We start from the raw sequence: 13546 nt of genomic DNA on the forward strand, positions 1-13546 counted from the left end.
TGAAATCGGTCGCGCCAGACAGAGACGGAATGCGGGAAGATATGCAGAACACGATGTTTCACCGGCTGGCGAAAATTGACCGAGTGTTGATGATAACCGTCATTATTCCGACTATTCTTGCAGTTGTCTACTTCGGACTTCTCGCCTCTGACGTCTACATTTCCGAGTCACGATTTGTTGTACGCAGTCCTGATAAGTCCTCGTCGACCGGATTGGGTGTTTTGCTGAAGTCTACCGGATTTTCTAATGGTGGTGATGAGGTCTACGCGGCTGAAAGCTTTATCCTGTCGCGAGATGCTCTGGTTGCGCTTAATAAGCACGATGCGTACCGCAAGGCCTATAGCGATCCCTCCATTTCGTTTGTTGACCGTCTCGACGGATTTGGTTCTAGTGGCAGCTTCGAAAAGCTATATCGCTACTATAAGAGCAAGATCTCGGTCGAGCATGAGTCGGCCGCCTCGATCACTACCCTAACCGTTAGAGCCTATACGCCGGAAGAGGCCTATCGTGTCAACTCGCAGCTTCTTGGCATGGCGGAGGTGACCGTCAATCATTTGAATGAGCGTGGTCGGCAAGACTTGATCCATTTTGCGACGGTTGAGGTGGACGAAGCTAAGAACAAGGCTCGCGCCACTGCGCTGGCTCTTTCATCTTTCCGTAACAGTCAAGGTGTCGTTGATCCCGAAAAGCAGGCGACGGTCCAGCTGCAAATGGTGTCGAAGATCCAGGACGAGATCATCGCCGCGCGCTCCGAGCTACTCCAGTTGCGCTCGTTTGCGCCGCAAAACCCGCAGATCGATGTGCTCGAGACGAGGATCAGGGGGCTTGAGAACGAGATGCGGAACCAAGTGTCGGCAGTTGCCGGCGGTAGCAAGTCGCTTTCGTCGAGTGCCGCGCAGTATCAACGGCTTTCGCTCGAGAGCCAGTTCGCCGACAAGCAGCTTGCCGCTGCCATGTCCTCGCTGCAAGATGCGTCCAACGAAGCGCGCAGGAAGCAAGCTTATCTCGAACGCATCGTCGAACCAAGCAAGCCCGACGAGCCGCTAGAGCCGCGCCGGCTTCGCGGCATCTTTTCGACCGTGGTGCTTGGGTTCGTCGCGTGGGGGATCATGACGATGCTGCTCGCTGGCGTTCAAGAGCATAAGGACTGAATTGTGGCTACGAGCCGCTCGCTAAAATCTCTTTCCTCGTCTTGGGCGATTCAGCAACGCGTCATCTGGGCTTTGCTGCTCCGTGAAATGCTCACGCGCTACGGTCGACATAATATCGGGTTTTTATGGCTTTTCGTCGAGCCGATGCTGTTTACCCTAGGCGTGACAACCTTGTGGGCGCTCACGAAGTCGGCGCATGGGTCTGATTTGCCGATCGTTTCTTTCGCGCTAACGGGCTATTCCACCGTCTTGTTGTGGCGAAACATGCCCGCGCGCAGTATCGGGGCGATCAAGCCGAACCTGTCGCTGATGTATCATCGGCAGGTGAAGGTCTTGGACGTACTTATGGCGCGCTTATTGCTCGAGGGTGCGGGCGCTACTATCTCGTTCGTCGTATTGTCAGTCGTGTTCATCTCGATCGGTTGGATTCCTCCACCCGAGGATGTGTTGCAGGTTATCGGCGGCTGGCTGGTGCTGGCTTGGTTCGGTATGTCTACGGCGCTGCTTCTGGCGGCCTGGGGTGAGCAATCCGAACTTGTCGACAAGCTGTGGCACCCGGCGTCCTATCTGCTGTTTCCGCTGTCGGGGGCCGCTTTTTTAGTCGACGTTCTGCCGGTCCAGGCACAACAGGTCGTCCTTATTCTGCCGATGGTCCATTGCACCGAGTACGTTCGAGAAGGCTATTTCGGGAGCAAGTTTCACGCGCATCATGATATGGCATATGCGATTGTAATCTGCGCTGGTCTGACCGTTTTGGCACTTGCCCAGTTGCGCAAGATAAGTCGTGAAGTGATTCCCGAATGATCGAGCTCTCCAATGTCAACAAATTCTATTCCACGCGCCGCGGCCCTCGGCAGATCTTAAAGTCGGTCAACCTGACGGTCGGTCCCGGTGACAAAGTCGGAATTCTGGGCCGGAATGGCGCTGGTAAATCGACCCTTATCCGCATCATTAGCGGCGCGGAACATCCGACGGACGGCGTTATTCGCCGAGAGATGAGCACCTCGTGGCCGCTCGCCTATACCGGGGCCTTCCAGTCGGCGCTCACCGGGATCGACAACATCAAGTTCATCTGTCGCATTTATGGCGTGAGCGTTGAAGAGCGCATCCCCTTTATCCAGCAATTCTCCGATCTGGGGGATTATCTGTATGAACCGATCAATACCTACTCGGCGGGGATGCGGGCGCGGCTCGGTTTTGCGGTGTCGATGAGCATCGAATTCGACTGCTTCCTGATCGACGAAGTCGTCAATGTCGGCGATTCCCGGTTCCATGAAAAGTGCCGTGTCGAATTGTTCGAGAAGCGCGCGGATCGAGCGCTGGTCATCGTGTCGCACGATGCCGGGTATGTGCGCGCCCATTGTGATCGGGCCGCTGTTCTCGTCCGGGGCGAGCTGCACAATTTCGACAACACTGAAGAGGCGTTCGAGTTCTACACCAATTCGCTTTCCTGAAGGACTATGCGCCGCAAACGGCGCTGCGCTGGCGTAGACCGGACGGTGTCTGGAGTTGCATACGATGTGGTGGACGCTCCGTTTCCTGCTGCCGATCATATCGCAGGCGTGGCTCGAGCGCGCACGCATCCGATTCGCACGGCGGTTTGCTCGTAGATCCGCATTGATCGGCATAGCAACGGCACGGATGTTTGTCGATGTCACCGCAATCGCGCGGAATGATATCAGTACCGGCATCCAGCGAGTCGTGCGCTCGCTGACAACCTATTTGATGACCGATCCTCAAGGGTGGGACGTCGTGCCCGTCCGGTATGCGCGCACTGGCTTCAGGCTTACGCCGTGGCCCGCCGCAGATAGGGCGGACCGGCCTGCGATGGTGCCAGCACCTGGTGACGTCTTCCTCGGGCTTGATCTTTCGTTCGACGCCATCCGGCGCAACCGGCGCGTGCTGCGCCGGCTAAAGCGCGAAGGAACGGCCTTTTGGTTTGTGGTTTACGATCTCCTTCCGTTTCACACACCACAGTACTTTTCCGCGAAGGTTGTGGTGCGCTTTCGATGGTGGCTGGTTGCGACGGCACAGCTTGCGAACGGCTATATCTGCATATCGCCACACGTAGCCGACGAGATGCGCGCCTTGCTCGCAACCCGCTTCAAGCTCGATGAGTCTGTCGATATCCGCGTCATCCCGATGGGGTTCGATATGCCGCTGGCCCGGGCCGGCTGCGCAGCGATAGATTCGCAAAGGCGTCTTGCCCCGTCGCAACCGTTTGTCCTTGCGGTGGGAACGGTCGAGCCGCGCAAGGGGTATCACCTGCTCTTGGAGGCATTTCAAATCTTGTGGGACGACGGTTGGGAGACGAGGCTCGTCATTGTTGGCGCTTCTGGCTGGAGGACAGACGCCCTTCAGCGCTCGATCCGCGACCACGCGGAATTTGGGACGCGGCTCTTCTGGTTCACCGGCCTGGACGACCACGACCTGACCGATCTGTACGATCGCGCAATCCTGCTCGTCGCTGCATCTTACGCAGAAGGCTTCGGACTCCCGGTCCTTGAAGCAATCGCTCGATCATGCCCGGTTCTTGCGCGTGACATACCGGCCTTTCGCGCACATGCTCAGTATGGATTGCGCTATTTTCCCGCCGACGCCGACGCCTGTCAATTGTCCAAGAGCCTCGTCGGCGCCGTCAAGGATGCCGGGGGGGCGGACACTCCGCCCCCGGCACACCAACTGACCTCATGGAAGGACAGCGCGCGCGCGGTTCAAGCCATCTTGAAAAACGACCAAAACCGCAGGTCTAGCGCCAGGCGCGAATAATCGTTCGGTGGTTGGCCTTCTTGCGCGCGTTTGTCTCAAACCCCCAGCCGCGCGGCCGGCTTAGCGGGTGGTCTTGCGTCACTGGGGATGGAATAGCCTCAACCCGAGAGAAGCCGAATGTGTTGAGCATCAACTTGAGCGCAGGAACGTTGGGCGCCCAGAAATTCGTCGGATCCCCGCCCAATTCGCCGGGTTTGTAAAGCCGCATGGCCGGAAGCGCTTCAAAATGCAGGGCCGTCACGGTTTCGATGATCAGCTGATCGGAGCACATGCGTGCCGCAGCCTCCAGCGACCCGTAGGGATCCTTCACATGATAAAGGACTCCTAGGAAGAGAACGACATCGAATTGGCCTAGGGCCGCAGGTTCAAGAGACGGGACATCGATGTCGAGGCTTTCGACGTTCGAATCGAGTGCACGGTGCGCGAAGTCGAACCCATCACGCGTTCCCCAACCGGGCCCCGACCAACAGAAGTGGTCGGTTGCCAAAACGCGAGCCGCGCCCCGTCGTTCGGCCTCGAACGAAAAGAATCCGTCCCAAGCGCCAATATCCAGCACCGATTTGCCCGCGAGGTCGCTCTCGAAGAAAAGATCCGCCTCGGCGCGTTGGATCTCGAGAGACTTGATGCCATCGACGGTGCTTCCATCCGGGAACGCGAACGAATGGAACCAGTGAATATCGCTTTCGCTTCCACGGTCAGTGGAATCCGATGATTTGTCAGCCATTTATGTAATCCACATTGTAAAATCAGTCTGGTGAAGTTCGAACACCGCGCAATGCTTATCGGTCGTTGGACCTAGCGAGAAATCGATACGGTCACAAGGAACCGTGGCGCGCAATGTGGGCGGGTCGGTCGATCGGGCAAATGCGGCGTGTAAAGGGTGTGTGCTTCGCCTTGCCTGGCCCGTCGCCGATACGGGTCTCTAGGCCAAGCCTTCTCTGACCGCGGCTGTGGGGAGCAGGTCAAAGCAATCGGCATGGGCGGTGAAGATCGGCGGAAATCCGGTCTGACTTGGCGCTCGTCACAGGGAAGGGGGCCGCGGAAGCGGTATAGCGTTTGATTCGGAATGTGGATCGTTTCGTACAGCTAGACAAAAATACGTTTGGGGGTAATGGAGGTACTCGGATTGCGAAATAAGAGCTCGAATCTTCTGTTTGGGGCTGGTGTAACGCGTTGTGGCGTGCCTGGCTCAGAATCGCGGCGTCGGGGGACGCAGATACGAGTTGAAGTGTGCGAGCCAGGTCTGCACCGCAGGCATGGCGTTATCTTGATCCTCGCACCGGGGGGGGTCTCGGGCCGGATTGGTAAAAGGCAGTCTTATGCAAGTCGAAACGCTTCAGGAGCTGTTATCGCTCGATGATGTTCCGTTCATCCGAGCGGCCTACCAAACTCTGCTCGCACGCGAGGCTGATCATGGAGGACTAAATTTTTATAGCCACAGGCTCCGCGCCGGCGTGAGCAAGATTATCATCCTTGGCGAGTTGCGCGCCTCCGCAGAAGGGCGGTCTCAAAACACCGATATCCCGGGGCTGGACGATACAATCCGGCGTGCGCACTCGGCGCGCAAACCCGTCATCGGCCATTTTGTACGATGGGTCTGCAGCGTCGAGGGCGATACACCCGTCGAGTGCGCGCTTAGGGTGCTGTCAAACGACATAGCGCGCTTGCGACAGGAGGTCGCCGATCTTCGGGAAGCGAACCACGGTCTGCAACATGCCGTCTCGTCCTGCCTGGCCGCAGACGCGGCGCTGAATTCGGGCTCGGTCGCGCAATCGCAAGAGACGCCGGATCATCCTGCGACATCGCGATCATCGTCTCGTCGCGGCGCCGTGCCCGGAGTAATGGAGCGCTTTTTCGCCCAAACTGGATGGAAAGTGGAATGAAAAGGCTCTTGGTACTTGGCTTTTTCCCAGCGTTCGTGCCTCCATCAAGTGGCGGTGAGGCGCGATTGTTCAATGTCTACCGCGAACTGTCCCGGCATTACAAGATCACGCTGGTAACGTCGTCGCATATGAATGTTCCGCTCGAGGTCATCGAGCATACGGACCATTTCAGGGAAATTCGCGTCCCGAAATCGAATGCGTTTGCGAATGCTTGGGCGGCATTGGCCGATCATGCGGGGGCGGGCGATCTGTCGGCTCCGGCATTGGCGTTAAGTGCCAAGAGCTTTGGTCAGATGCACGAGATCTATCTTCAGGAATATCCCGCCGCGGATGTCATCATCCACGAGAATCCGTTCCTCATCGACTGCGACCTCTTTCTGGGATGGGACTCGAAGCCTCGCCTATACAATGCGTATAACGTGGAAGCCGATCTATATCAGGTGATGCACCGTAACGAGGACACCGAGGTCTCAAACCTCGTCCGCGATTGCGAAGAGCGCGTCCTTCGCCAGATCAACGACGTCTTGGTGTGTTCCAGCGAAGATGCCAAAAGATTTGCGACGCTCTACCCTTACGACAATCGCTTTTCGCTGATCCCCAACGGGATTTCGGCGTTTCGGCTCGATCCGCTGCCGCCCCGTGCGCGATCAGGAATGGTGTTTTTGGGCAGCGGACATCTTCCCAACGTCCAGGCCGCCGACCTCGTCGTGAAGGAGATCGCGCCGCGCTTTCCCAACATTCGATTCGATATCCTTGGCACCTGCCTGAAAGCGGGCGCGTACGGCCCCAACGTCGTCGCGCACGGACGCGTCAGCGACGTTGATCGCGACACCTTTCTGCAGAACGCAGCATTCGCGATAAACCCCATGTTGATGGGGGGCGGGTCGAGCCTGAAGATCGCCGATTTTGCAGCGCACGGCTTGCCGATTATCTCGACAAAGCTTGGCGTCAGGGGGTTCGATTTCGAGGCTGGACAAGAGTATTTTCTGCTGGACGCCGACGACATCGAGGTCTCCATCAATGCGGCGCTTCGTGACCCTACAGCGGCCGCTGCGGTCGGCTCCTCGGCGCGCACGCACATCCATGGAAATTTCACCTGGGACCATATCGCGGATAAGATGGCCGTAGCGATCGAGCGGTCGCTCGAAGCGCGGCCGAGTAAGCCGACCTACCTGATCCTCAACGATTATGACCCGTCCAGCAATATCGGCGGCGGCGGCACGAGGATCAGGGAAATGTCCCGCGCTCTCGCGGAAACCGCAGACATTCTGGTCTTGTGCTTTACCGATGGTCCCGACCTCAAAAAAGCGCGATTCGGCGGCGTCTCGATGCTGGGCGTCCCGAAGACGCAAAGCCATATCGAATACGATAAGCGGACGGCCGGGGAATTCTACATCGCGGTCTCGGATATCGTCGCGAGCGAAGAGGTCGCCCGTAACAGTGTCATGACGCAGATCTACGACAGTGCTTCCCAAGTTGCGGACTTGGTGATCTGCGAGCATCCCTACATGGTCGCGCTACCCCGTCGGAATGGCGACCGGTTCGTCTATTCATCGCAGAATTTCGAACTCGGCCTGAAACGACAGATGTTGCGGTGGCATCCATCGCGAGAGCCGCTCCTGTCCAGTCTGGCACAGACGGAGAGTTTCGCTGTCGCCTGCTCGGCGCTGATCATCGCGGTGTCGGACCAGGATGCGGCCGCGATCGGCGAGGCGTACCCGGTTTCCGCGCCGATCGTGGTCATTGCAAACGGCGCAAGCGAACCGGCGTCGTTCGAGCTTGACGACCATCCGGACGTGATAGAGGCGATCGGCCCGCGCGCCGTGCTGTTCCTGGGCTCAGGACACGTGCCGAACGTGGAGGCGGTTCAATACATCTTCGAAACGCTGATGCCGCAGTTGCCCGATGTCGAGTTTCACATCGTCGGATCGGTCTGCCAGTCCTTCGAGGGAAAACCGCAACGCAATCTCAAGCTTTGGGGTATCGTCGACGACGCGCGAAAAGCCGCTATCTGTTCGCGCTGCACGCTGGCGATCAATCCGATGTTGAGCGGCAGTGGCTCCAACGTTAAGATGGCAGACTATATCAAAAACGGGCTGCACGTTGTCTCGACGACGTTCGGCGCGCGTGGATATGAATTGCAGGGGGAGCAAGACCTAACGATCGTCGACATTGACGGGTTTGCCGATTGTCTCGCCGATCTGCTGGACGATCCGCGGTGCGCCCTCACGGCACGGGGCGAGCGCAGTCGTCGACTGATCGACAAGCTTTCGATGTTCGCCAACGGACGGACCTATGCGGCGTTGTTGCTCGACCTTCTGAAAAAGCGTCGGCCACGCGCGCTCTACGTAACCTATCGATATAATTATCCCCGCCGCGGTGGTGGTGAGGTCTATGTTAATCGTCTGATCGAAGGGTTGGCCGATAGCGGCTATGATGTGGACGTCGTAGCGCCTGCGATCGTCGAAATCGAGGATTGGCTCCGCTTCGCGTCAGCGTACACGGCGAAAGAAGGGGCGGGACCGATTCCGGTTGGCCTGCCGCGGGTAAGAACCGCGCGCTTCCCGCTCGACACCACGCCGACCGATACCACGGCGCTTGCAAAGATCTGGAAGTCGCAGGCACGGTACGATCACGAGTTGGTGAAGGCGCTGGCGCTGATACCGCCGCAGTCTTCGCTCGGCTGGGGTTGGGGCGGCTTGGAGGGCGGCGGTCGCTGGACGCATCGCAGCTTCGGCTTCTACGTGACACACCAATGCGAGGTGACGCTATCGGGGAAGCTGAATTTCCCGCAAAATCTCTACATCCGATCCAAACAGGATGGGGTTTTGGTAGACCGGGAGTTTAGCGACTTTTTCAGCGTTACCCTTAGACCGAGTGACGGCTGGGTTGAACTCGAGCTCTACCAATGTTCCAGTTCGACCGTTGCCGATCTGCGTCCACTTGGGGCGTTCATCTTCGCCCTAGAAGCCGGTGGTGACAACGTGCTTGCGACGGTGCCGATGAGCGTGACGCGGCAGGCTAGCCCGCAGGCGTTGTTCAGCGCCCATCATGCCGCGTATTCGAGAACGCGGCATGTCGAGAAGCTCTCATTGACAGAGTTGCGCGGCCCGCACAGCGCCGCACTCTCGCACTACCTTCATCAGAATATGAAGAGTTATGATCTTCTCATCACGCACAATGCGGTGTTCAAGACGGCTACCGAACCCCTTGCAATCGCAAGAACGAATGGGGTCAAATCCATCCTGATACCGCACACGCACTTGGAGGACGATTATTATCATTTCGATGATATCTACCAAGCCTATCACGATGCCGACGCAGTCCTGACTTCGCCGACGAGCGCGGTAGACTTTTTGAAGCAAATAGGTGTGTTGGGGGCGACGTATCATGCGCCGGGCGTCGACACCGACGAACGCTTCAGCGACGCCGACATCGTTGCGTTTCGATCGGTCTATCACGACAACGCGCCGTTTTTTCTCGTGTTGGGGCGAAAGGCCGGGGCGAAAGGGTATTCCGATGTCATCGCGGCGTGTGAACGCCTGCCCAAGGCTTTGGGCGCCAAAATTGTTATGATTGGTCCCGACGACGACAAGATGCCGGTCACAGGTGATTGCGTCACCTATCTCGGCATTCAGGACCGCGCAGTCGTCAGGGGCGCGCTCATGACGTGCGCGGCCTTGGTGAACATGAGCCAGAGCGAAAGCTTCGGCATCGTTGTCCTCGAAGCCGGGTTGGCCGAAGCTGCGGTCCTGGCGAACAGTGCTTGTCCAGCTTTCGCCGATGTTATCGAAGACAACGTTAATGGCTTCCTAGTAACCAGCGACTCGTTGTCAGAGTTCATGGCGAAGATCCTGCGGGAATCAGGTTTGCGAAAGGCGCTGGGGCGCGCCGGTCGAAAGATGGCGCTAAAGCGAGATTGGTCGCACTCGATTAGTCAATTTGTCGACGAATGTAATCTATTGGTAGAAAACCGATTGGAATAATCTAATGTCGTATAGAGAGATAGATGACTTCTCGGAGAAAGATACGGTCGTCGAATATATGAAAGATTGTCTTGGTGAGTCTTTCGAAACTCTTTCGCAGCGGAATGGCCTCGAGATCGGTGGGAGCGGCGGCATTTTGGCCGGTCTCTTGTCGGCGCATCTCAAATCCCTGATTTCTACCGATATTGCCGATATCGCGGTGACCTATGACGGGAAATACCCGCATCTTCTCAGGGAAAAGTTCAAGCGCAATGGCCGTGATCTCGATTTAGCAAAATTGCAGTTTCTATGGGCGGACGCGCAAAACTTGCCATTTCGAGATAATTGGTTCGATTTTGTCGTATCGCTCAACGCTTTCGAGCATATTCCCGACCCCGCTGCCGCGCTTTCGGAGATCATGCGGGTGACTGCGCCGAATGGCTTGATCTACATTCGCTTCGATCCGGTGTGGACCGCCGACAGCGGAAGCCACTTCCTCGATCGGATTGGGGCGCCGTGGCAGCACCTCATTTCTGATGATGCCGAGATTGGGACCATGATGGCGGCAAACGGCGCTTCGGATTATGAAATCGCCTCCTACAAAAGCCACATGAATCGGCTCCCGGTAGGCTTTTATCGCGACATGCTGCCAAGAGTGATTGAGCGCGGACGTGGCACAATCTTGTGGTACAACAGCTATGGCGGATGCGTCGACGAGATCTACCCGTCTCATCCCAACCTAGCGTCGGCCGCAGCAAAATTGGCGTGCGATCCGGCCGATTTGCTGCTCAGGGGATTTGAGCTCGTGATCAAGCGCGATGCCGACTAGTTCAGTCCGGTGCGGCGGGCGTTCGGGTCTGTAGGTCCTTGACCCATTTGGAGACGGTGGGACTTAGCTCGCGCCGCTCGAGTGAGTGTAGGACATGCTCTGTACTATCGTTCGCGAGTGCGTTGGCAACGGAGGAACTCATCTGTCGCGCAATTCCCGCGGCTACTGACCGATCATGATAGCATAAGCGCTCGCGACAGGTTGTACAGGTCTGTCCACACCGTCGGGCCGGTGGCGGTACCTCCGGGTCCCGACACTACGTGCACCGGTGTTCCCGCGTGGCGAGACGCTCCGCGGCCAACCCAAGGTCGTATCGGAACAGCCGAAATGAAGCCGCGCCATACTATATCTGCGATCCTGCAAGGACTCCTTGCAGCCACCGTAATCCTGCTCTCCGCATCCTCGACGGCGAGAACTGGCGAAGGCCGTGCCGTTCGCGGGGTCGATCTCACCGGATTTGGCTACAATATCGACGATTCGTTAATCAATCCCACTGAGCCGGGCCGATCCGAAGGCGAATTGACCGAGCAGATTTCCGGCATATTGCACACCGTCAAAATCGACGGTGGGCGTACGGTACGCTGGTTTGTCACGGGCGCGTGGCCGCAATATGCTTGTGCGCGCGACCCCGAAAATCAGACGAACGGCGACCTCGATCCCGCGTGGTTCACGATCAGCCGTATTTTGCTGCAACAGGCTCAAAAACTCGGTATTTCCGTTGTTGTGGTGATGGCGGACACTGCGGATGGCACCTTTGCGAGCTTGCCACGTGGCGAACGCGAACGTGCCGCAGTGATTGCCGGTTGGCAGCGTCATCGGTCGACGCAAACGCCCACCGTCGCAGTCGCCACGTGCAAGAAGAGCTTTCAGAGTGGCTATTACGGCCGCATCACATCCAAGGCGATCTTCGAAGATCCAGAAACGCAATCGAGATTCGCAACGCGTTTCCTGAAAATGGCGCGCTTCCTCCGCAGATACCCGGCGCTGGCGGGGCTCGAAATGTTCAACGAGCCCGAGTTTGCCGAAACCGAGCGCCCCGAGTTCGGGCGCGCCATCGTCAGAATCCGATCGCTGCTCTATCGGTACGATCCGTCGCTCCGCGCGATCCCGATCTCGTCGGGCGTAGCTGCCTGGAACACGGCGATAGTGGAGGGACTGGCGGCTGCGGGCGCGCTGGCCCAGGAGCCATATATTAACATTCATTATTACCCAAATGCCGCAGAGGGAGCATTGGTCGTCCGCGAGAAGACCGACGCTTTGATTGCGTATCTTCGACGCATTATCCCGGGACGTCCGATCATCATATCGGAAGCGGGGGCGGGCGACTCGGTCTACACCATGCAAGGCCACGCGGCATTCGTCGATGCCATCCTGTCCGCCAAGCGGGCTGGAAAGGTCGGCCTGTGGATGTGGGGTACCTATGCGAACGATCTCGTCGCTCGGCCGGATTTCAAATGGGAATTCGCTTCATCTGCGTTGTCGGGGGGATCTCTCCGCTCCGTTTTGGCCGCGGTCTCGGTCGAAGACGGATACCGGTATGGGCGCACAGTCGAGTTCGCCATGGCGTCCACGCCTTCGAACCTCTCCCAACTTGTCGCGATCAGGCAGATCGACGCGCGGGATCAAAACCCCCTGTGGCGCCTCCGCTGGCAAATCATCGTGGGCGGCGACCGTTTCATAGGCATTTCTCGTGCTGGCATTCTCCTCCGCGTCGCCCCGGCGTTCGTCGGCGTCCTGTCAGAACCGGCCCCCAGCGTCGCGATCTCGACGGACCAAGCGAAGTGGGCGGAAGTCTCTCGAGAGGGAAGCGGGTGGCGTGTGAACGTCTTTCAATGCCTCGCCGGTTCGAGAAAACTCGCTTCCATTACAGCGCCTTACGTAAGAAATTACGCAAAGAGACTGGGGCTGCGCGCTTTAGACGCCTGTTATCAATCGACACGTGTTGCAAGTGGTATGCTTTCATAGAACGTGCCTATTGGCACACGTGCCTCGCTTTGCCCGTTACCCCTTCACCAGCGCATCGATTGCCACCAGCCGCTCGAGCAGCGGCTCGAGCTGGTCGAGCGGCCAGCTGTTCGGCCCGTCGGACAGCGCCTGGTCGGGATCGGGATGCGTTTCGAGGAACAACCCTGCCACCCCCGCCGCGACGGCCGCGCGCGCGAGGACGGGCACGAACTCTCGCTGACCACCCGAGCGGTCGCCTTGCCCGCCCGGCAGCTGGACCGAGTGGGTCGCGTCGAACACCACCGGGCAGCCGGTACCCTGCATGATCGCCAGGCTGCGCATGTCCGAGACGAGGTTGTTGTAGCCAAAGCTCGCGCCGCGCTCGCACACCATGATGTTGCCGTCCGAAACACCGGCGCTTGTCGCGGCGGCACGCGCCTTGGCGACGACGTGCGTCATGTCGCCGGGGGCCATGAACTGCGCCTTCTTGATGTTGACCGGCTTACCGCAAGCGGCAACCGCCGAAATGAAATCGGTTTGCCGCGCGAGGAAGGCGGGCGTCTGGAGGACGTCGACGACCGCGGCCACCATCTTCACCTGGTCCTCGGTATGGACGTCGGTCAGCACCGGAAGCCCGGTTTCGGCGCGCACTTTTTCGAGGATGCGCAAGCCTTCTTCGATCCCCGGGCCGCGGAACGACGTGCCCGAGCTGCGGTTCGCCTTGTCGAACGAGCTCTTGTAGATCAGCAGCACGCCGAGCCGGTCGGCGATCGCGCGAAGCTGGGTCGCGATCGCCAGCGACTGGGCCTCGCTTTCGATGACGCACGGCCCTGCGATGAAGAAAATCTGGTGGTCCGGGCCGACCGCTTGTCCGCACAGCTGCATGGTCACGCTTTCTCTGATGGTTTTGCCCCTATGGCTTTTTGCGTAAGGGAGCGCGTATATAGCGACCTGCGCTCGAGCAGCGGTGGAAGTCAATTGGATACCGGGCCATGGCATCCATGC

General features: G+C 58.5%; 10 protein-coding genes. 8 read left to right on the top strand and 2 right to left on the bottom strand.

All coding sequences use genetic code 11. The annotated features are described in order from the left end of the window. Positions 1–41: 41 nt before the first annotated feature. The 4 genes from ACP7C5_RS17380 to ACP7C5_RS17395 all read left to right on the top strand — a co-directional run bounded on the left by ACP7C5_RS17380 (position 42) and on the right by ACP7C5_RS17395 (position 3920). Entirely contained in the window at positions 42–1151 is a 1110-nt protein-coding gene (locus ACP7C5_RS17380; RefSeq protein ID WP_426265190.1) for a hypothetical protein, read from the top strand. Positions 1152–1154: 3 nt separating this feature from the next. Further along, the gene (locus ACP7C5_RS17385) at positions 1155–1955 is read left to right on the top strand and encodes an ABC transporter permease (protein WP_426265191.1); all 801 of its coding nucleotides are present in this window, start codon (positions 1155–1157) and stop codon (positions 1953–1955) included. Beyond that, the gene (locus ACP7C5_RS17390; protein ID WP_426265192.1) at positions 1952–2605 is read left to right on the top strand and encodes an ABC transporter ATP-binding protein; all 654 of its coding nucleotides are present in this window, start codon (positions 1952–1954) and stop codon (positions 2603–2605) included. The genes ACP7C5_RS17385 and ACP7C5_RS17390 overlap by 4 nt, the downstream gene beginning before the upstream one ends. Before the next feature lie 64 nt (positions 2606–2669). Continuing rightward, positions 2670–3920: a glycosyltransferase family 4 protein gene (locus ACP7C5_RS17395; protein WP_426265193.1), complete on the top strand. Its 1251-nt coding sequence runs from the start codon at positions 2670–2672 to the stop codon at positions 3918–3920. On the opposite strand, the gene ACP7C5_RS17400 is transcribed toward ACP7C5_RS17395, so the two are convergent. After that, positions 3901–4644: a class I SAM-dependent methyltransferase gene (locus ACP7C5_RS17400; protein ID WP_426265194.1), complete on the bottom strand. Its 744-nt coding sequence runs from the start codon at positions 4642–4644 to the stop codon at positions 3901–3903. The two genes, ACP7C5_RS17395 and ACP7C5_RS17400, sit on opposite strands and share 20 nt — an antisense overlap. 595 nt (positions 4645–5239) lie before the next feature. On the opposite strand from ACP7C5_RS17400, the gene ACP7C5_RS17405 reads away from it, so the two are divergent. The 4 genes from ACP7C5_RS17405 (at position 5240) to ACP7C5_RS17420 (ending at position 12562) form a co-directional block, all read left to right on the top strand. Continuing rightward, positions 5240–5803: a DUF4214 domain-containing protein gene (locus ACP7C5_RS17405; protein WP_426265195.1), complete on the top strand. Its 564-nt coding sequence runs from the start codon at positions 5240–5242 to the stop codon at positions 5801–5803. Continuing rightward, complete coding sequence (locus ACP7C5_RS17410; RefSeq protein WP_426265196.1) at positions 5800–9789, top strand: glycosyltransferase; 3990 nt, start codon at positions 5800–5802, stop codon at positions 9787–9789. The genes ACP7C5_RS17405 and ACP7C5_RS17410 overlap by 4 nt, the downstream gene beginning before the upstream one ends. 4 nt (positions 9790–9793) lie before the next feature. After that, entirely contained in the window at positions 9794–10597 is an 804-nt protein-coding gene (locus tag ACP7C5_RS17415; RefSeq protein ID WP_426265197.1) for a class I SAM-dependent methyltransferase, read from the top strand. 327 nt (positions 10598–10924) lie between these two features. Beyond that, a complete protein-coding gene (locus ACP7C5_RS17420; protein WP_426265198.1) occupies positions 10925–12562 on the top strand; it encodes a hypothetical protein in 1638 nt (545 codons plus the stop codon). A 36-nt stretch (positions 12563–12598) separates the two neighbouring features. Here the strand turns inward: ACP7C5_RS17420 and kdsA are convergent, their stop codons facing one another. Further along, positions 12599–13426: a 3-deoxy-8-phosphooctulonate synthase gene (gene kdsA, locus ACP7C5_RS17425; RefSeq protein WP_426265221.1), complete on the bottom strand. Its 828-nt coding sequence runs from the start codon at positions 13424–13426 to the stop codon at positions 12599–12601. Between the last annotated feature and the right edge of the window lie 120 nt (positions 13427–13546).

The organism is Sphingomonas sp. PWP1-2 (genome assembly GCF_049898305.1).
Lineage (GTDB): Bacteria > Pseudomonadota > Alphaproteobacteria > Sphingomonadales > Sphingomonadaceae > Sphingomonas > Sphingomonas glacialis.